The organism is uncultured Draconibacterium sp. (assembly GCF_913063105.1).
In the GTDB taxonomy this organism is placed as follows: domain Bacteria; phylum Bacteroidota; class Bacteroidia; order Bacteroidales; family Prolixibacteraceae; genus Draconibacterium.
The window spans coordinates 235,128-255,759 of the sequence record NZ_CAJXYQ010000003.1 but is presented as its reverse complement, the minus strand read 5'-3'; the positions used below and the strand labels follow the sequence as shown (position 1 = coordinate 255,759).

The following is a 20,632-nucleotide window of genomic DNA, read 5'->3' as shown; positions in this document are numbered from 1 at the left end:
AGATGGAATCACTTTGTTTCGTGTTATCGCTCAATCAGTAATCCCATACCATCAGGCATACCGAAGTAATATTGTAAGCTCCCCCTTGTCTTGGACCAATTACGATTATGGCTTTTCCTGAACCAATTCGTTTTTTTATTAAATCACTTAAGTATCTTAAATACATATTTTTTATTTCAAAGACACAACATTTGATGATTTAATTCACCGTTGGTTATGTTTTTATGTGATGTTGTTTTCTTTTTCAAGCTTGTGCTTGACGGTTGGTACATGTTGTCGGGGCGGATTGCGTGCGATTTCGTGTCCGGCAGGACAAAGAAATCAAGCGGGAATCCGCCGATAGCGTACCACCGAACCCCGCCCTGCAATATGTACTTTGTTACCTGCTGGCTTTTAATTCTTTGGTTTTTTAAAGAATGCCACGTATCCAACTGTTTGATGAATCCATCCGAATCCAAAAGCCATAAACCCACCATCTAATTTGGGTTCAACTTTTACAAGTTCCCAGCCTTCAGCTCCATATCTGTCAAACTCTACATTAATCTCATCGGGTAGTCCAGTGCTCGTTGGTTTTTTTGCGTTTATGTACACAATTTTATATTTCCATTCCATATTATTTAAGCTTTAGTTTTTATTATACTTCCAATTCTTTCTCTCTAAGATTTTATATCTGAATTCCACCCCAAACAACCATAGTCAATTATTTTTTAAACATCAGTTGCAAAGTCAGTACTTAAATCCAAGTCGACAAGTAATTTTCTTTCTAAATAAAAATTCTTTACAAATTCTTCGGGTGTCATATTTATATGTATGTTGTGTCGTTCTTCAAGCTTGCAGGTAACTAGTGTATATCCTCATTGTTGTTACCCCGCTTATAGCGTTATTTTTTATTGTTGTTATCCACCCCAATGGGTATGGAAAACACATATAATCTATTATTCATGTTTATTCGCGTTATTTCAGGGCGCGTATTTACGGTTTAAATTTCTGGTGCATTAAAGCTAATTATAATTTTTAGGTTTTAAGGCAGTTTGGTGCTAAAAACTATTAACATAAGTAGATACTCCGCTACCGCGCGAATCCCTTCGCGTGGTTTAATTCGTCATTAGCTATAGTTTAGCCACGCGATAGAATCGCGCGGCAGCGGAGGGATTTCGGGGCTTCGTTCCTGTCCGGTAGGACGGAACGATGATGCGAGAGCCGCAGCCCCGCACACCACCAAACCCCGCTATGCAATATGGCACTTTGTTACCGCCAGTTTTTTATTCTCATTTTTAATAATATCTGAATATATTGGTTAAAATCTTTCGACTTTTCAGGATTCTCAGTTTCCGAATATGTCCAAAGAATGTCCTTTGATATTTCAGTTAATCCATGGCTGTATCTAATACTTGTACTAAATGTTTCATTAATTTTATAATTAATCCCAGCTACGCCCGATAATTCGAATTGATTAAGAAATTCTATAATATCTTGCGTATTTGACTCATACTTATTTTTAGCATTTATTAAATAACTGATTTCTGGTCCAATTGACATATAAAATCTGTCTGATACATGGAAGTCAGATAATATAGGCATTTGAATATAAGTCAATCTCATTTTGTTTTCAGGGTCATTTGAATTGAGTGATTGATTCCAACCTTTCCTAATAACTCCTGGTTCTACGGAGAATCCCCAAAAACTTTTATTCTTATAACTTAAATATCCATTTATGTTGTAGGTTGCAATTGGTGAAATCTCGTATATAAAGTTGTTCTCTGAAGAATTTGAAACATGTAAACTTGCAACGTCAAATCCTGCCGCAATTCCTAAATCAAAATTTTGAGCATTCAAATTGATGCAAGAGAAGAATAGTAGTCCTATGATGGTTAGTTTTAATTTAAGTTTTTCTGTCATTTTATCATCGTGTCGGTTTTTTCAAAATTGGCGGTAACGTTGAGTATATGCAAAGTAGGCGATTGCGGGCTTCAAACCTATCAAACCGTTACAATTTTGAAGCGGGCTATAACCGTTGAATTTACTACTATTTCGCCTATTTTGTATATACATTGTTGTGTGCCGTATTTAATTATCAAAGCTATTATAATTTCCTAAAGCCCTGCTTCAACTTTTCGTAAGAAATTTACTCTTTTCTCTTTTTTTCCTGATGTGGTATAATCGCTATTCAGCCACTTTACATTCTTAATTCCAACGCCTTTCAGAGTTTTCTTTATAAAGATACCTTTTATTGGGTTGCCCGATAAAAATTTCAGATACCAAGTTGGATATTCTGAAGTAGTTATTACCGTAGTTTTTTTAATATGAGTGAGTAATCCTTTTAATCCATATTTTGTCTCAACATACGAGAAGTTCTTGAGCATTACTTTATCAACAAAACCTTTTAATATTGCAGGAATGTCGTACCACCAAATAGGAAATATAAATATTAATTCTGATGTTTCTTTTAGCATCTCCTGATAATTAAGAACTAATTTGTCAGTAGTTTTACCTTTTGAGTATAGCGCAAGGTCTTTTTCTTGAAGCACTGGGTTAAAATTATCCTTATTTAAGTCTATAACCTGATATTCTTGTGATTTGGCATCAAGTTTTTTTATTACTGAATCTAATATTGCTTTATTAAAGCTACCGTGCCATGGATGGGCGAATACTATTGTTGTTTTCATAATCAAAACTTTATTTAAAATTGAATTACAAAAGTATTGGTAGTCATATTATTTAGAAAGGACAAATGTCTAAAAGGAAATCTCCTTTCTCAATCGGCTAAGGTGTCTTTGAGTTATACCAAGGTAAGATGCAAGGTATTTTAGGGGAACTTTTTGCAAATAGTCCGGATTAAACTTTAATAAATCTTCATACCGCTTTTTTGCAGTTTCCATTTGTAAGGCAAGTAATCGGTTTTCCATTTCAATATATGATTGTTCTGCAACGAATCTTGAAAATTTAAGCCAGTTTTCACTCGAATTCATTAATTCATAATACTGATTGTGTTTGATTACTAGTAGCTCCCCATTTGTTAATGCATGAATGTTTTCGAAGGTTACCTTTTGTGTCATGAAAGAAGAAAATGCAGATATTACTTTGTTTGGAAAAGATAAACAATAAGTTACTTCTTCGTCCTTACTGGAAATATAAAAATTTCTCAAAACACCTGAGTTTACGAATGCCATCCAATCACAAACCTTTCCAGCCTCAATCAAAATATCTCCTTTTTCAAATGATTTTAGTTCAAAATTTTTCAATCCATTTGCTATTTCTGAATCTGTAAGAATATTAACAGATTTGAGCATCTTTCTAAGATTTTCTTTCATGTCACTCAGCTTTCTTTATATGGCACACAACTAGTGTATATCCTAATTGTTGTTACCCCGCTTATAGCGTTATTTTTTATTGTTGTTATCCACCCCAATGGGTATGGAAAACACATATAATCTATTATTCATGTTTATTCGCGTTATTTCAGGGCGCGTATTTACGGTTTAAATTTCTGGTGCATTAAAGCTAATTATAATTTTTAGGTTTTAAGGCAGTTTGGTGCTAAAAACTATTAACATAAGTAGATACTCCGCTACCGCGCGAATCCCTTCGCGTGGTTTAATTCGTCATTAGCTATAGTATAGCCACGCGATAGAATCGCGCGGCAGCGGAGAACAGCGGGGGCTAAAGCCCGGCTTTGGCAGTAGCATCACTAACCCCGGCATTAATGGCGGGGTTAAGCAAAGCCCCTCTGAACCGGGCTTTAGCCCTTAAGGCTTGTTGCAGGCGGGTTTCCGACAACACTCCCCTTTAACCACCATTGTAACTTGCTGATTATAGGCTTCCTGCAGCCGTGTAATTGGCCAGCAAACTTGTTTGCTCGCGTGTTGCGGCGCTGCGGAAAGCAAAAAAACTTGTTGGCGAGCGTGTTGCACGGCTGCGACAAGCAAAAAATTTTGTTGGCGAGCTTGTTGCACAGCTGCAGGAAGCAAAAAAACTTCGTTGCTGGCCTGTCACAGTACTGCAACAGACAAAAAAATAGTGTGGCTGGCTTGTCGCACGCTTGCGGCAATGAAAAAATTCTATTTGCCGGCTTGTTACAGAGCTGCAGGAAGGAGGTAAAATGCTGCGTAACATAAATAACAACATTGACTCATATAAACATTTGCTCTAATTTTAGTGAACAAAATAAAAACGCTCAAACAACAAAAACACTTTCCTCAACAAAAATTGAATAACCTTTAAAAACATATTTATTAATCCACAAATGAAAAACTATGATTAAAATTTTATCACTTTTATTGTACAAACTCCGCAACGGAGAGTACTTTCAATTTATGAGCGACTTTAAAAATTTGCTCGAAGCACTTACCCCGGCCGCCATACATTCGGAAGCCGAATATGCAGCATTCGACACTGCCTTCACCAAACTCGACGAAGAATTGCGGGTGGACAGAGGCAGCGTATTAACCGAAGAACTACAAAACATTGATTTGGACAGGGACAATGCATGGCGTGCCATCGATATGCGTATTAATGCCACCTTGTTGTGCACCATACCCGAAGAAGTGGAAGCGGCTAAACGCCTCAGGCGCTTATTCGATCTGTATGGCGATATTCGTCGTGTAAGCTACAACGAACAAACAGCAGCGCTTACCAATTTAGGTGGCGATTTAGCACAGCGTGAAAATGCCGGTTTTGTTGCCACATGTGGTCTGGGTAATTGGGTAACACGCTTAAATGAACTGAACCTGGCTTTTAAAGCCAAACAAAATGAACGCGACACAGAACTGGCCAACAAAAACAGCGGAAATGCCAAGGTTGTTCGTCTTGAAATTGATCCGCTGTATGAGCTTATGGTTGAGCGCGTAAATGCTTTGGTTAGCTTAAATATGCAAACTCCCGAAATTGAGAATTTTATTATTGAGCTGAATCAAAAAATTAAAACGCTGGAGACAACACTTGCTGCCCGCGAAGGCCGAAAAGACAGCGGAGAGGATGAAGAAGAACCTCCAACACCTACACCCGGAACTGTATAGCCATAATTAATAGTTATAAATTTTGTTTTAAAGGTTACCAGAAGCATCCGGCCTGCGGGTTGGGTGCTTTTATTTTGCACCAGGCTTTAGCGCAGTGTTTGTTTTTGTGTAAGAGAAATGGAAGCCTTGGAAGCTCATTCGTCGGTTACACAGGAGCGCCCTGGCAGGGATTGCAGCGGTAGCTTGCCGCAGTGTTTGACCTACTGACACCCGGCAGTTGGGAGCGACCTTAGGGAGCTACCCAAATGCCTTTGGTGGAAGCGCCAAACACGGTGGCAACTTTAGCGGAAAGCCCGGCCGCCAGCCTTATAAAACTTTTACTTTTAGTGTTAATGGCCTGTTTTTGCAGCAGGATGTACGCTTACCAGAATTACAAGCATCATTAGTAAAGCCAAAAGTGCACCGGCATAAAACGTTGCTGCCAGTCCACCCATTGTATAAAAAACACCAATCAGCAAGGGGCCAAAGGTTTGTCCGCCGCGCAGCACCATTGAGTTTAACGACATAAAAGCGGCACGTTCGTTAATAGCAGCAAAACCCACCAGCATATTTTGTATTGACGGAATGGTTATGCCATGTGCGAAACCAAAAACAATAACCGCAGAGGCCAGCAAGGGGTAGCTATGTGCCCTAACCATTAGCAAAGTAGCAGCCAGGTAAAAAACACTGCCAATAAGCAATTGCCTTTTTTGCCCCAACAAACGGTTAAGCCGCAACAGTTGCGAACTAATAATGGCAGTTACCACCGACATTAGCGACATCATTAGCCCAATGCGCGATGAGTCGGCACCCAGGCGTGTCTCCATCATTAAAGGGAAGTAGGTTAGATAGCTGCCATACAAAATTAGAAACAGGATAAAATTTACCGCCAGCAAACCCCAAACAGTGCGCTGATTAATGGTGCGCCACACCTTGCCAAAGTAGCTGCGCAAACCTGCTTTGTTTTTAGGCTCGGGGTTCGTTAAGCCCCGAATTACCCACAAACCCAAAGGAAGAGCCAGAATGGGCAAAGCAAAAATATATTGCCAGCCAAACAGGGCAATAAGTCCGCCCATTGCCGGGTAGGTTGCAGTGGCAATACTTAAAACACTGGCATTATAGCCCATTACTGCCGTACGGGTTTTGCCTGAAAACAAATCGCCCACCAGCGTAATATTCATACTTGAAAGCGAACTGGCTCCTACCCCCTGCAAAAACCGAAGGGCGAGCAAGGTGTAAAAGCCCGGTGCAAACATGCAGGCAAAACCAGCCAATCCGAACAAAAACAAGGAGGGCACCAACACCAGTTTTCGGCCATACCGATCGGCCAGAATTCCGGTAAATGGCGTAAGAAAAATACCCGGAAGCGTAAAAGCCACAATTAACCACCCTACTTGTTGCGGGCTAATGGCAAAATAACGAATGATATCGGGGAAAGCCGGGGTAATACTGGCCACCCCCATCATGGCAATTAGGGTAACACCAAATATAATGTAGAGGTTTTTATTGTGGAATACCGATTTTTCAACCATAGGAACTCGTTTGCTTGCCACTAAAAGTAATAAAAATGATGAGGGTGAGATAGTATTGACCTGACTTAGGCTCAGGAATAAGATGGAGAAGCAGGTTTCTTGCAGATTATAGCCTTATTCAATTTAGAAATTATCAGCAATGAGATTGAAAGAAGTGAGCGGGTGATTTGTAGTCATCCGCTCACTTTTAATCTTATTTTAAATGCGCTTGAAACAATTTAAAAATACGCTTGTATTCGTCGGTCCAGCTGCTGGGTTCGCGAAAGCCATGTGGCTCAACCGGGTAAACGGCCAGTTCCCAGTTTTCTTTTCCGAGCTCGATAAAACGCTGTGTAAGGCGAACGATATCCTGAAACTGCACATTATCGTCGACCATACCGTGGCACATTAATAAGTTGTCTTGCAATCCGTTGGCAAAATTTATAGGCGAACTTTTGGCAAAGGCAAGGCTGTCTTGCACCGGTGTGTTCAGAATGTTTGAGGTGTATCCGTGATTGTAGTGTGCCCAGTCGGTTACCGAGCGCAAGGCTGCCCCGGCCTTGAATACACCGGGTTTGGTAAACAAGGCCATAAGGGTGATAAACCCGCCGTACGACCCGCCGTAAATTCCAATTTTTTGTGGGTCGACATTGCAGGACTCTACCAAATAGTTGGCGCCATCGACATTGTCCGACAGATCGAGGCCACCCATCCAGCGGTAAATTCCGGTACGCCAATCGCGTCCATAACCGGCGCTGGCGCGGTAGTCGATATCCAGCACGGTATAACCGTTATCAACTAAAATATTATGAAACTGGTATTCACGAAAATAGCTGCTCCACCATTTGTGTGCATTTTGCAAATAACCGGCACCATGCACAAAAATTACGGCAGGCCCTTGTTCTTGCGCTTCTTCGGGGCGGTACAAACGGGCATGCACCTTGGCGCCATCGCTGGCTTTAAAGGTAATAAACCCGGGCATTCGCCAGTTGTATTCGTTAAACGCTTTGGTGGTTGACTGTGTAAGTTGCACCGCCTCAGCTCCGGGCACATTTTCCTGCAAATACAGTTCCCATGGTTTGTTGGCTTGCGAATAACGAATGGCGAGGTATTTCTCGTCGGGCGACAGGGTAACTTCATTACCGCCATCCATTGAGGTTAGCTGCGTTAATTTGCCGCCCCAAACCGGCATACTGTAAAAATGCTTCACCCCGGGGTGCACCTTATTGGCTGTCAGGTAAAACTGCTGCTTGTTGTTTGAAATAAAAGCTTCCGACACTTCGAAATCGCCTTTGGTAAGGGTGGTTTTTTTCTTGCTTTTGCTGTTTACGGCATATAAATGCGAGTAGCCCGATTCTTCGGAATGAAACCATACCGACTCTCCATCGGGCATCCAGCCCATATTTCCGGCAGACATGCCCCAGCCTCCAATTCCGGGGCCACCAATCCAGGCTTCGTCGCGCTGGCGGTCGAGCAGCTCAAGGTCTCCTGTTGCAGGGTCGAGCAATAAAATCCAACGATCTTTGTTGTCTTCCGACAAAGCCACCAACACTGCCAAATCTTCTTTTTCGTTCCAAACCGGTCCCAACAAATTCAGCTCCCTGTCTTTTACTTCTTCGCCCTCTTCGGGCAATTGTTCCGGGTAATCACTCAGGTAATCGGGCAAATCTTTGAGGCCGGGAATTTGTGTTTTATCAATTGATATCAGCTTGTTGTTTTTTACATCAAAAATACCCATTTCCATCCTGCCCTGCGGACTACCCACTTTTGCGCGGGCACTTTGCTCTTCGGTATACCCCGATTCAGTAACATGATGTGTTACCGAGGTAGCTTTTGCATTTGCTGCCCTTTCGTAAAGGCTGTAAATAATATAGTTGCCGCCAGGGCTCAGCGATACATCCATCACGCGTTTTTTACCGGTGTATATTTTTAATGGCTCGGCTTCCTTTTCAGCCTCCTGCCGGTTTTCGCGCGCTTTATTTTTTGCTTTGCGGTCTTGCAAAACCACAAACATTTCCTGTTGCTGTTCCAGCCATTTTTCCTGCTCCGGTACTGTTTTTTCCTTTTTTTCCGATCCTGAAACAAAATTGGTAAGCTGCGCGATGCTACCTGTTTCAAGTCCTATGGTAAATAAATTATTGTCTTTGGTAAAAGCGATACAACTATCGTTTAACACAAACTCCGGCGATGATGCACCCTCCAGCCAGGCGGTAAGTCGTTGTTCTTTTCCACTTATACAATCGAGTAGAAACAGGTTGCCATTGCGGGTATATACTTTTTTTGATTTATCGCTGTTGTAATCGCCACGGCGTCCGGGCAGTATCTTTTTTTCATCCAAACTTACCTTGTCAATTGCCTTGATTGACATTGTGTACGCATACATCGATTCCAGTGTATCTTGCTCCGGATTCCATTGAAAATAAATTTTATCGCTGCTTTCGCTCCAGGTAATACCCGATGGCGAAGTACCAATCCATTGGGCCGGGTCCTGCATTATTTTTTCTATAGTGAGCGAACTCTGGTTAAGTTCCTCAATCTGGCTAAAAGCTGCAAATGAAAACAGTAAAAAAAGAGAAAAGACAGTAAATTTCATACCAGGTATTTTATGTGTTATTTTCCGAGGCAACTAAATTAGCACTTTTAATAAAATCATTTCTGTAACAAAGATTAGCATTTTGTTATTTCAAAAAATATAGATTTGTAATGTTAAACAGCTCGTAGCGCATTGCTCGTTAGCTTAAAGCCATATTTGTATGAAGGTATTTAAATTTGGAGGCGCATCGGTTAAAGATGCGGCCGCGGTAAAAAATGTTTTTGAAATAATTAAAAGTGAAAACGGGAAACTGGCAGTTGTAGTTTCGGCTATGGGTAAAAGTACCGATTTACTTGAAACACTTATAAAAGCCTATTTTAACAACAAGGATGAAAAGTGGACCATTTTCAGCAATTTTAAAAATTACCACATCGATATTATTGCCGGTCTGTTTGGCGAAAAAGGTATGCCACAGGGGGTTTACGAACTGTTTTCTGAGCTCGAACACAAACTGAATACCCGACCGTCGTTTGATTATAATTTTGAGTATGACCAGATTATTTGTTACGGCGAGTTGGTGTCGACCCGGATAATAAGCGATTACATTACTGCCACGGGCCATAAAAACACCTGGCTTGATATACGAACTTGCCTGAAAACGGATGACACCTTCCGCGATGCACGTGTTGATTGGGACTGGACAGGTGATTTGATTCGGAAAGAATTTGGCTTTAACGGCTCAACGCTTTTTATTACACAAGGCTTTATCGGTTCAACAACCACCAACTTAACTACCACGCTGGGCCGCGAAGGTTCAGATTTTACGGCTGCAATTATTGGCAGCTCGCTGCAAGCCGAGAGTGTTGCCATTTGGAAAGATGTTCCGGGCATTTTAAGTGCCGACCCAAAAAAAATGAGCGATACGGTAATGATTAGCGAACTGTCGTACAAAGAGGCTGTGGAGATGACCCACTCGGGGGCAAAAGTAATACACCCCAAAACCATGCAACCGCTGCACAACAAAGGCATTCCTCTACTGGTTAAATCCTTTGCCGAGCCCCAAAATCCGGGAACGATAATTCATAAAATCGATCATAAAATTGAATTGCCTCCTATTTTTATCCTAAAAGAAAACCAGGTACTAATTACGCTTTCGGCGCTTGATTTTTCGATTATCTCCATAAGCGACATTGAGCGCGTGGTTAAATTTCTAATGGAGAAGCTTATAAAAGTTACCTTAATGCAACAATCGGCCATCGACTTAAACATTGTGGCTGATGCTTCAGACGAGAACCTGGAGGAGATTTTCAGCGAACTGTCAGCCGACTATCACATCCGTTACAATACCGGTTTAACTCTGGTAACCATCAGGCATTATACCGAAGAGGTACTCGACTGGATGGTAAAGGAAAAAGATATTTACCTGGAACAACACAGCCGATTAACAGCCCGAATGCTGGTAAAAGAGTAAATTTAAGGTAGCTAAAAAACCATTATCATTCTATTTTACAACTGAAATTCAACAAAATAAGCACTCCTTAAAAATTATAGTCAACAGTTCGGTATTTTCTTGTAATTTTAAGAAGCGATTTATTACCTATAAAAAAAACTTCTTCCAGAAATGAAGCAAAAAAAGATTCTTCCATACATTATTGGCCTATCCGTACTTATTATTGTGGTACTTGTTGTAGGTAAAAAACAAGGCTGGCTGGGCAACGATGTTACCGTAAAAATTGCCACCGAAACCGTAAAAAGCAAAACCATAACTGAGTTTATTACGGCCAATGGAAAAATTCAGCCACAAACTGAAGTAAAAATCAGCCCCGATGTAGCGGGCGAGATAGTTGAACTGCATGTATTGGATGGCGATGCGGTTGAAAAAGGCAAACTGCTTTGTGTAATTAAACCCGAAATGTATGTATCTGCAGTTAACCGGGCTGAAGCCGCGTTAAACTCATCGAAAGCCAGACTGGCACAAGCCGAAGCTCAACAGATTGAGAGCGAGCTATCGTACAAACGTTCGAAGCAATTGTATGAAAAAGGCACCATCCCGATCTCGGAGTTTGAATCGGCCGAAGCAGCCTACAAAGTAACTCAGGCCGAAGTTCGGGCAGCAAAATATTCGGTTTTGAGTGCGCAGGCATCGCTCGACGAAGCTGAAGAGCAGCTGGTAAAAACAAAAATTTATGCCCCCATCTCGGGCACCATCTCGGCACTTAATGTTGAAAAAGGCGAACGTGTTGTAGGAACCAGTATGATGGTTGGTACCGAAATGATGACCGTAGCCGACCTGAACCGCATGGAAGTGCAGGTAGAAGTAAACGAAAACGATATTGTAAAAGTAATGAAAGGCGATACCGCCCTGGTAGAAGTTGATGCTTACCTGAACCGCAAATTTAAAGGTATAGTTACTGAAATTGCCAACTCAGCCAGTGTAACCGGCACCAGCTCCGACCAGGTTACCAATTTTGATGTAAAAGTGTTTTTGCTGCACGAATCATACGCAGACCTGATTGACGAGGAGAACGGCAACCTCTACCCTTTTCGCCCGGGAATGTCTGCAACAGTTGACATCCTGACAGAAACCCGCGAAAATGTTATTTCTGTTCCGATTTCGGCAGTTACCACCCGCATTAAAAAAGAAGATGGCGGAACAAAAGAAATTGGAGATGAGGCCCAAAGCACTGAAGAAGCAGAGAATACAACTCAGCGTGAAGAAAAACAAGAAGTTGTATTTTTATATACCGACGGACGGGTAATAAAAACCGAAGTTGAAACCGGAATTCAAGACAATAACAGCATAGAAATTTTGAAGGGAATCAAGGAAGATGACGAGGTAGTAATCGCCCCTTATACCTCAATAAATAAAACCTTAAAAGACAGCATGCTGGTTAAAAAGGTGAAAGAAGAAGAATTATTCTCCTCAAAAAAATAAGTACATAATAGTACACTCAACGATAAAAAAAACAGGGCTGCAACTAAATTACAGCCCTGTTTCTTTATCTGAAAATTCCAATAAGAGTTATTCTCCGGGAAAGTAATTACGATTTTCAATCTGCGTTAAATTATTTGTATGCGCCCTATTCATTTCCAACACCGATTGCTCTGAGATTTGTTCACCCTTCAATAAATAATTTTTATCAAGGCTTACACGCTTTAACAAAAGGTCCTGGTAATCTACCACATAGGTATAAAGTACATCGGTGAAAAACTCGGTAACATTTTGCCCGATAGCCAGCGCCCGTCCCTGTCGGTTATTTCTGGGTGCAACCACCTGGCCTTCAATTTTCAATATCGAATAATCTTCTTTATTTATGCTGATTTTTCCTTTAAAGGTGCTGGCATAGTAATCGCCGGTTGTAATTACCGAAGGCTTGCGCGGGCTAAATGCAATTACCCAATACTCTTTTCCATCGATAACCGGCTGACTATCTAAGGAGAGCTGATAAGCGTTTAATAGCGAAGGATTAAGTACCCCAGCTGCCGAGCGAACCCAGTCTAATGCCAAAAGATCGTCGAGATTGAGTTGAGCTGTTGCAAAACGATAATCATCGGGACTTTGTTCTTTGGTAATCTTATAGTTACGCGATTTAAATGCATCAAGCGCTGATGGCGAGGCATAGCCGGTTTCATCGAAAAGCAAAACAGATGCAAGCTGTGGATTTTGCACTTCGCCATTTATCGTCTTTTCTACTGAATACGCAAAGTGCATGTTGAATGGTCCGGAGCCAAAATTGTATTTTATATTTTCTGATGCCATTCGTAGAATGCGGATAAGCACCATGTTTTGGGCCGCAACATCCACTTTCTCTACCCCATAAGATTGCGACTCGAGCTTAACGACTACAAATTCTTTTTCAAACAGTTGTTTTACAGGAAATTGTTTGTTTTTGAACCCAACGGCCGAAAAGTAAATCGCCTTCTCAACCATCTCCTCCGGAATTTTTAGCTCGAAATTCCCATCGGCATCGCTTGCGGTACCAAAAAAGGTTCCTTCAAGGCCGATATTTGTATAGGAAACAGGCCGGTTACTGGTTGCATCAACAACCTTACCTTTAATAACATGAGCTACTTTTGAACCGTTCTGAGCCTGTGCTGAGAGTATTAATAATACAGTAAAAACGAATATAATTGCTTTCTTCATGGCTATCAATTTTAAAAAATAAAAGTAACAAATAAATACCATACCCGCTTATTAAAACGTTGTAATACCAGTTTATTATTGTGTATCTTTGTTTTGAACATAAAAAGAAAATTATGAGTAAGAAATATATCGTCCTGATTCTGAGTATTGTTATTGGATTATCGTCGTGCGTATCGAAAAAGAAATACCTTGAAATGGAGGCCGGGAGGTTAAAAGCTGAAGCATTATCGCGAAAACTCGATGCTGAAAATAATGAGAAAGCCGAACGCATAAAAGCCCTAATTGCCGACTTTGAGGCCATGAAAAATGAACTGCTGGAAAACAATGCTACAAAGGACCAAGACATTGCCGACTTGAAAAAAGAAATGGCTGCGCTGTCCGCCGAACTCAATAAAAAACAAGAATCGCTGCAAGAAACCAGCTTTAATCTGGATTTTGAAAAACAACGACTTACCAATGCCCTGGAGAGTAAAAATTCGAGCATCGAGGCCTTACAGAAGCAGACTGATGAACTGGAGAATGAAGTATCGGCCAAAAATACGCTTATCGACCAGAAGAATTTTGAGATCAATAAACTAAACGAACAAGCCAAAGTTTTAGAAGGAAAAATAAAAGCAGGAGAAAACAAATTAAGTACACTGCAAAAACAATTGGAGAACGTTCGCTCGGAAGCTGTACAGCTTCAAAACCAGTTAAAAGAAAAAGACACACAAATAACAAAATTAAGCAACCAGGTAAAGCTGCTTAAAAGTGAAATGGGCCAATAATTTTTCTAAAAAGATAGAAACACAGTTAACAAAACCACCTTTTACTTGTTAAAATAATTTACAATAGTAAACCGGTTTACATAACTGTGTTTATTACTTGATTGCAAAATAATGAAAGTTTACCCTTTCATTTGAAAGCCTGGCCCATTACCAGGCTTTCTTTTTTTTGTAAAATGAGGAAAAAAAGGTACCTGCAGAGCAAATACCCTTATTCAGTGTTCGAACTTAACATGGTTCTATGAAAATTGCATTTTTCTATGCTATTAATCTTGCGTTGAAGACACTCCTCGCTTAAACCAGATACGGTCTCCCACGCTGTAGTATTGCTCTTCCAACTCCGGATTAGCGGCAAGTTCTTCTTTGGTATAAGGAAAATGAGGAACAATAACATCGTCTCCTTCATTCCAGTTTGCCGGTGTAAAAACCTGTTGGGCATCCGACAACTGAAGCGCTTCTACCATTCGCACATATTCGCCCATGTTACGGCCTACCTCTACCGGGTAAAAATTAACCGAGCGTACAACATTTTTATCGTCGATAATAAATACGCCACGTATGTCGCGATTAGTACTCACCGGTTCGTGTAACATACCGTAAAGCCGCGAGGACTTCCCGTCAGGGTCTTCAAATATGGGAAAATGAATTTCAAGCTGCCCCCGGTTTTTGTAGTTCAACTCTTCCAGATGGGCTTCCCACATTTTGTGTAAATCTACATTGTCGGTAGATATTACTGCTACCTCAACACCTAGTTTTTTAAACTCTGGTTGCAGGTAAGCCAATTCCAATAATTCAGAAGAACAAACCGGCGTAAAATCCGCAGGATGACTAAACAAAATTTTCCAGCTCTTTCCGAAATCATTCGGAAATGTAATCTTCCCATTTGTGGTGTTTGCACTGAATTTAGGAGCTTTAGATCCTATTAAGGGTATTTTGTAATCGCCTCCCAGAGCGACTCCCGTGGCTAGAATCAATGCCATAAAGGAAAACATTAATCGTTTCATAACTTTGAATATTAAATGATTGCATCACGAAGTTACGACCATTCAATCGCGTCATTTTATGCTGAACAACATGTTTTATTACCCCCCTAAATCATTGCTTTTTAATTAGCAAATACAAATTATTGGATTTTGCTGCATTTTAATACTTAAACGCAACTTTTGCTTTCAATTCATAACTTTAAGGACACTTTTTCCTACTATTTGACATATGGAGTTATTAAGATTTTAATACCCTGTTGTATTTTATTAACATTCTGTTTACAGTTTGTCGAATTTCTGAGTCGATTATTCCAAATCGTAATCTAATTTAAACAACTGGTAGTATTGAACTATCGATTCCCGAACCTGGTATTCGGTGGCTGTATACGGCAACACATTCTGCCCATTAAACCAAATCATAAAAGTATCAGCATACACCTCATTCAAGCCGGTAAGTTTCATTACCATTTCTTTGTTGTAATTTTTTGCATGCATTTCCCAATTTCGCATAATAGCCATATCCTCGCGCACCTGTCGCTTGCGCTTTTCGCGTTTGCCATAATATTGCGCAAACGAAAAAGGACTTACCAAAGCTGCAATAATCGGGGGTTTCTCGTTAAAAGCATCGCCACGTAAGGTCGGATCAATATCGATTGGATTTCCATGATCGAAATAATCAAGCTGGTTAGCCTGTCCTTCAACAGTTACCTCGCCAACATTGTACAAAACAGGCTCCATGTAATAGGTCAGAATTTCGTATCCGGTATAATAAGAAGGCACCTTTAAGATGAATGGCTTATACCCCACCGAAGTAATTTCCAACGAGTCGATATTCAGCATTTCAAGGGTAAAAACCCCTTCGCCATTAGTGATGGTGCCGCTGTGCGTGCGATGATTAATAATATTTGCATACGGAACTGCCGAGCTATCAGCAGAACTAAGAATTTTTGCCTTTAATTCAATCAGCATTGGATCTACCGGAAAGTCATCTTCCTGCGACCAGGCTGAAATACAAACTAAAACAAATATTAACGAGAGTAAATATTTATACATAAATGCTTCATTCTTTTTCTGATTGCAAATCTATGTAAAAGAATGTAACCATTTTGAAGATAACATTATTTAACCCGTTTTTAACAGCTGTTAAGGGAGATTTATTGAAGAAGCAGTCATCGTATAACTGAGTCATAGAGGACTGCTTCCTATAAGTTATTTCATCGAAGCGATGCGTTCTTCCAACACTTTAATTTTGGCTTCAGCATCAGCTTGTTTTGCTTTTTCTTTGGCAACAACCGCTTCGGGTGCATTGTTTACAAAACGTTCATTACCCAGTTTTTTCATTACTGTATTCAGGAATCCTTTGGCGTATTTCAGCTCTTCTTCCATTTTTTTCAACTCTTCCTCCATATTAATAAATCCATCGAGCGAAATGTAGAAATTAGAAGATTTAACGCGAAATGAAGCAGCACCTTTTACTTCCTCTTCAACCAAATTGAAGTTTGAAAGATTTCCAAGTTTAATCAGAATACTGTTAAAGGTTTCATCAAACCCTTTGTCGCCTTTTTGTGCCGAAAATTCAATGGCATCTTTAAAAGCAATATTTTTTTCTTTACGGATTTTACGAATTCCGGAAACAGCTTCTTTCACATCTTCGAAAGCTGCCAGTAATTCGGCATCGTATTTTACATCGTTAGGAAGCTGGCAAACCATTATACTTTCACCTTCTTTTCGTTCTTCCAGTAATTGCCAGATTTCTTCAGTAATAAACGGCGTAAAAGGATGCATTAAGCGCAACATTTGGTCGAATAAGTCGATTACGTCGGCATAGGTTTTTGCATCGATTGGTTGTTGATATGCAGGTTTAACCATTTCCAGCAGCCAACCCGAGAATTCGTCGCGAACGGTGGTGTAAACGGTCATTAAAGCTTCCGAGATCCGAAAATTATCGAACTGTGCGTTTAATGTTTCAACTACTTCTCCCAATTTATTTCTGAACCACTCGATGGCCAGTTTCGAGTGTTCCGGTTGTTCAATATCGGCCACTTCCCAGTTTTTTACCAAACGGAAAGCGTTCCATATTTTTGTTGAGAATCCGGCTCCCTGTTGCGGCATGCTGTCGTCGTAAAGCAAATCGCCACCGGCAGGCGAACAAAGCAACATGCCCACTCGAACACCATCGGCACCGTACTTGGAGATCAAATCGAGCGGGTCGGGCGAGTTACCCAAACTCTTCGACATCTTACGGCGTTGTGCATCGCGCACCATTCCGGTAAAGTATACATTTTTGAATGGGAAATCGTCGCGGTATTCGTAACCGGCAATGATCATTCGGGCTACCCAGAAGAAAATAATATCGGGCGCTGTTACCAGGTCAGATGATGGATAGTAATAATTTACTTCTTCGTTTTCCGGTTCGCGTATGCCATCGAAAACAGAAATAGGCCACAACCAGCTTGAGAACCAAGTGTCAAGCGCATCTTCGTCTTGTTTTAAATCAGCAGCCGTTAACTTGGTATTGCCCGATTTTTCTTTAGCAAGCTGCAAAGCTTCTTCTGCTGATTCGGCACAAACGTAAGTTCCGTCTTCAAGGTAATATACCGGAATTTGATGTCCCCACCACAACTGACGGCTAATACACCAGTCTTTAATGTTGCCCATCCAGTGCTTGTAGGTATTCTTAAACTTCGGGGGGTGGAATTGGATGGTATCATTCATCACATTTTCCAAAGCCGGTTTTACCAGCTCTTCCATTTTCAGGAACCACTGTGCCGACAATTTTGGTTCGATAACTACATCGGTTCTTTCCGAGAACCCTACCTTGTTGGTGTAATCTTCAATTTTGGCAAGGTTTCCTGCTTTTTCCAATTCAGGAACAATTTTATCGCGAACATCAAAACGGTCTTCACCAATAAACAGTTCAGCTTTTTCGCTTAATGTTCCGTTATCGTTAAAAATATCGATGCTTGGCAAGTTGTATTTCATGCCAATTTCGTAGTCGTTAATATCGTGGGCAGGTGTAATTTTCAAACAACCGGTACCAAATTCCATATCAACATATTCGTCTTCGATGATTGGGATAGACCGATTTACGAGTGGCACTAAAACACGTTTCCCTTTAAGGTGGGTAAAACGTTCGTCGTTCGGATTTACACAAACGGCTGTATCGCCTAAAATTGTTTCCGGACGTGTGGTAGCAATGGTTACAAACTCATCTTCTCCCTCAATCTGGTATTTCAGGTAGTACAGTTTTCCCTGCATTTCTTTATAAACCACCTCTTCATCCGAAAGGGCAGTTTTTGCGGCCGGGTCCCAGTTAACCATACGAACACCGCGGTAAACCATTCCTTTGTTAAACAGGTCAACAAAAACTTTAATCACCGATTCGCTGCGGGCTTCGTCCATGGTAAAGGCCGTGCGGTCCCAGTCGCACGAAGCACCCAGTTTTTTCAACTGTTCCAAAATAATTCCACCGTGTTTGTCGGTCCACTCCCAGGCGTGTTTTAAAAACTCATCGCGCGAGAGGTCGTATTTATCAATTCCTTCAGCATTTAGTTTGTTCACCACTTTTGCTTCGGTGGCAATTGATGCGTGGTCGGTTCCCGGCACCCAGCAGGCATTTTTACCGGTCATACGCGCTCGGCGGACCAAAATATCCTGGATAGTATTGTTTAGCATGTGTCCCATGTGTAATACGCCGGTTACATTTGGTGGCGGTATTACTATGGTGTAAGGTTCACGCTCGTCGGGTGTTGAATGGAAATACTTGTTGTCCATCCAGTATTTATACCACTTATCTTCAACCTCGGCCGGGTTGTATTTGCTCGGAATTTCCTTCTGACTCATTTTGAAATATCTAGCTAAAAATTTGAGGGGCAAAAGTACAATTAAAAGTTTAAAGTTCAGAGTTTAGATTCAGAGTTTAGAGTTTAACCGCTCGAGAATATAAAAAAGTTAAAGCTTACTTTGGATTCATGAACAGTGAAAATACCTTATTAACCATTCCTGCGTGATTTTTCTTAATCCTGTTTAGCAGGAACTGCAAATTTACCTGCAGGATGCATTATCACCTTACAGGACTGCAAAGAAATGTTGCAGGACTATTGTAAATGTTGCAGGATGTGAAAAAAAACTACAGGAAAGCAAGAAAGTGCCTCAGGAGGTCTCAAAAACTTTATCAGCCAGGTACTATTACCTTTCTTAAACAAAAAAACCACGAACAAAACAGCAAAACTGCTTTATCCGTGGCTGAACTATATCTATTATTGGTTTTTCTTATTGTCGGGCAACTTCACCATGATAGCCCAGGTCAAGTCCTTTCTTTTCATCCATACGGCCTACTTTAACCCGCACAAAACGGTTAATGCCTTTTAACACACCAAGTGTAAAAAGAAATCCCCAGGCCGAGGCTGCAATAATCGCCACAATCTGTTTCAGGAAAAAAGCAAAGCCACCACCCATAAACAAACCGTTGGCACCGCTTGCATTTACAGCTGTAGTTCCAAATAAACCGAGCATTATTGTCCCCAGTACACCGCCTATTCCGTGCACACCCCAAACATCAAGGGCATCGTCCCAACGTTTGCGCTCCACAAATTTTACGGCCTGGTAACACACAATACCTCCGCAAAGCCCAATAAACATAGCAGTACCCAGCGAAACAAAACCCGCAGCCGGAGTAATGGTAGCTAAACCTGCAACAGCGCCGGTCATTAAGCCAATAAACGTAGGACGCTTATTGCCGGTTGTCCATTCAATGCCCAACCAGGTAATAGCGGCTACCGAAGCAGCAACATCGGTATTCAAAAAAGCCTGGGCGGTTACCGCATCCACATCCAGCTCGCTACCGGCATTAAAACCATACCAGCCAAACCACAACAAGCTGGTACCAATTGCCACGAGCGGAATATTGTTGGGGCCGGTTCCTTTTTCGGCACGTGCTCCAACAAAAAACACCGATGCCAGTGCAGCAAATCCGGCAGTAGCATGCACTGTTATTCCACCGGCAAAATCAAGTACGCCCCATTCGGCTAAAATTCCGCCTCCCCACACCATGTGAACAAAGGGATAATAAACAAATATTTGCCATAAAATGAGGAAAATAACATAGGCCTTAAATGTTACACGGTTAATAAAAGCACCGGTAATCAGCGCGGGTGTTATAATAGCAAACATCATTTGGTAGGCTACAAAAATATATTCCGGGAAATTTCTATCGGGCGAGTAGGGTGTACTGGAAGTCACCCCATTTAAAAAGGCTTTATCTAAATTCCCAATTATGCCAAAAAAATCGTTTCCATCAGCCATGGTTCCACTAAAACACATTGAATAACCAAAGCTTATCCACAAAATGGTTGTTATGCCTAAGGACACAAAACTTTGCATCATTATGTTTAAAATATTTTTTTTACACCCCAGTCCGCCATAAAAGAAAGCTAAACCCGGAGTCATTAACATTACCAAACTTGTGGCAATAATCATAAAAGTAGTGAGACCTTTGTCGAACATCATAATTTTTACATTTTTAAAATCAGGAGGCCGAAAATAGAATATAGATTTAATAATTTGACACTTTAAAATCAATCATCCTGTCATTTCAAAACCATCAAATTACTTTTTCTGACAATTTGAAATGCACAAATGCGATATAATGCCATTTTGAAAAGACAGGGGTAAGATCCCAGAATTTGTGTTTGAACACGGTTT

16 protein-coding genes are annotated in these 20,632 nt (G+C 40.9%); 4 read left to right on the top strand and 12 right to left on the bottom strand.

Annotation, left to right across the window (positions count from 1 at the left end):
• Positions 1–34 precede the first annotated feature (34 nt).
• From QZ574_RS04365 to QZ574_RS04345, 5 genes are all read right to left on the bottom strand, one after another.
• Positions 35–166, bottom strand: a complete 132-nt coding sequence (locus QZ574_RS04365; protein WP_297087169.1) for a hypothetical protein — start codon at positions 164–166, stop codon at positions 35–37.
• A gap of 227 nt (positions 167–393) precedes the next feature.
• Positions 394–612 carry a DUF4177 domain-containing protein gene (locus tag QZ574_RS04360; RefSeq protein WP_297087167.1) on the bottom strand — a complete coding sequence of 73 codons (219 nt, stop codon included), beginning with the start codon at positions 610–612 and terminating at the stop codon, positions 394–396.
• 636 nt (positions 613–1,248) lie between these two features.
• Positions 1,249–1,899, bottom strand: coding sequence for a porin family protein (locus QZ574_RS04355; protein ID WP_297087165.1), 651 nt, complete (start codon positions 1,897–1,899; stop codon positions 1,249–1,251).
• Positions 1,900–2,093: 194 nt separating this feature from the next.
• The gene (locus tag QZ574_RS04350) at positions 2,094–2,666 is read right to left on the bottom strand and encodes an NAD(P)H-dependent oxidoreductase (protein ID WP_297087163.1); all 573 of its coding nucleotides are present in this window, start codon (positions 2,664–2,666) and stop codon (positions 2,094–2,096) included.
• A 69-nt stretch (positions 2,667–2,735) separates the two neighbouring features.
• Complete coding sequence (locus QZ574_RS04345; RefSeq protein ID WP_297087161.1) at positions 2,736–3,311, bottom strand: Crp/Fnr family transcriptional regulator; 576 nt, start codon at positions 3,309–3,311, stop codon at positions 2,736–2,738.
• Positions 3,312–4,253: 942 nt separating this feature from the next.
• Between QZ574_RS04345 and QZ574_RS04340 the strand changes: the two genes are divergently transcribed.
• Complete coding sequence (locus QZ574_RS04340; RefSeq protein WP_297087159.1) at positions 4,254–5,015, top strand: DUF6261 family protein; 762 nt, start codon at positions 4,254–4,256, stop codon at positions 5,013–5,015.
• A gap of 329 nt (positions 5,016–5,344) precedes the next feature.
• Here the strand turns inward: QZ574_RS04340 and QZ574_RS04335 are convergent, their stop codons facing one another.
• Entirely contained in the window at positions 5,345–6,526 is a 1,182-nt protein-coding gene (locus tag QZ574_RS04335; RefSeq protein WP_297087157.1) for an MFS transporter, read from the bottom strand.
• Positions 6,527–6,719: 193 nt separating this feature from the next.
• Entirely contained in the window at positions 6,720–9,098 is a 2,379-nt protein-coding gene (locus QZ574_RS04330; RefSeq protein ID WP_297087155.1) for a prolyl oligopeptidase family serine peptidase, read from the bottom strand.
• Between the two features lie 160 nt (positions 9,099–9,258).
• Between QZ574_RS04330 and QZ574_RS04325 the strand changes: the two genes are divergently transcribed.
• Together QZ574_RS04325 and QZ574_RS04320 are read left to right on the top strand one after the other, a co-directional pair.
• Positions 9,259–10,509 (top strand): aspartate kinase, encoded by a 1,251-nt coding sequence (locus QZ574_RS04325; protein WP_297087152.1) that lies wholly within the window; start codon positions 9,259–9,261, stop codon positions 10,507–10,509.
• Between the two features lie 150 nt (positions 10,510–10,659).
• Entirely contained in the window at positions 10,660–11,973 is a 1,314-nt protein-coding gene (locus tag QZ574_RS04320; RefSeq protein ID WP_297087150.1) for an efflux RND transporter periplasmic adaptor subunit, read from the top strand.
• Between the two features lie 87 nt (positions 11,974–12,060).
• Here QZ574_RS04320 and QZ574_RS04315 read toward each other — a convergent pair whose 3' ends face one another.
• A complete protein-coding gene (locus QZ574_RS04315) occupies positions 12,061–13,182 on the bottom strand; it encodes a carboxypeptidase-like regulatory domain-containing protein (protein ID WP_297087148.1) in 1,122 nt (373 codons plus the stop codon).
• Between the two features lie 113 nt (positions 13,183–13,295).
• Here QZ574_RS04315 and QZ574_RS04310 point away from each other — a divergent pair, with 113 nt between their 5' ends.
• Complete coding sequence (locus QZ574_RS04310) at positions 13,296–13,949, top strand: hypothetical protein (RefSeq protein WP_297087146.1); 654 nt, start codon at positions 13,296–13,298, stop codon at positions 13,947–13,949.
• 263 nt (positions 13,950–14,212) lie between these two features.
• Here QZ574_RS04310 and QZ574_RS04305 read toward each other — a convergent pair whose 3' ends face one another.
• The 4 genes from QZ574_RS04305 to QZ574_RS04290 form a co-directional block, all read right to left on the bottom strand.
• Positions 14,213–14,926, bottom strand: a complete 714-nt coding sequence (locus tag QZ574_RS04305) for a redoxin domain-containing protein (protein ID WP_297087145.1) — start codon at positions 14,924–14,926, stop codon at positions 14,213–14,215.
• Positions 14,927–15,235: 309 nt separating this feature from the next.
• On the bottom strand, positions 15,236–15,982 hold the full coding sequence (locus tag QZ574_RS04300) for a hypothetical protein (protein WP_297087143.1): 747 nt from the start codon (positions 15,980–15,982) through the stop codon (positions 15,236–15,238).
• A gap of 156 nt (positions 15,983–16,138) precedes the next feature.
• Positions 16,139–18,772 (bottom strand): valine--tRNA ligase, encoded by a 2,634-nt coding sequence (locus tag QZ574_RS04295; protein WP_297087140.1) that lies wholly within the window; start codon positions 18,770–18,772, stop codon positions 16,139–16,141.
• A 429-nt stretch (positions 18,773–19,201) separates the two neighbouring features.
• Positions 19,202–20,437, bottom strand: coding sequence for an ammonium transporter (locus QZ574_RS04290; protein WP_297087138.1), 1,236 nt, complete (start codon positions 20,435–20,437; stop codon positions 19,202–19,204).
• Between the last annotated feature and the right edge of the window lie 195 nt (positions 20,438–20,632).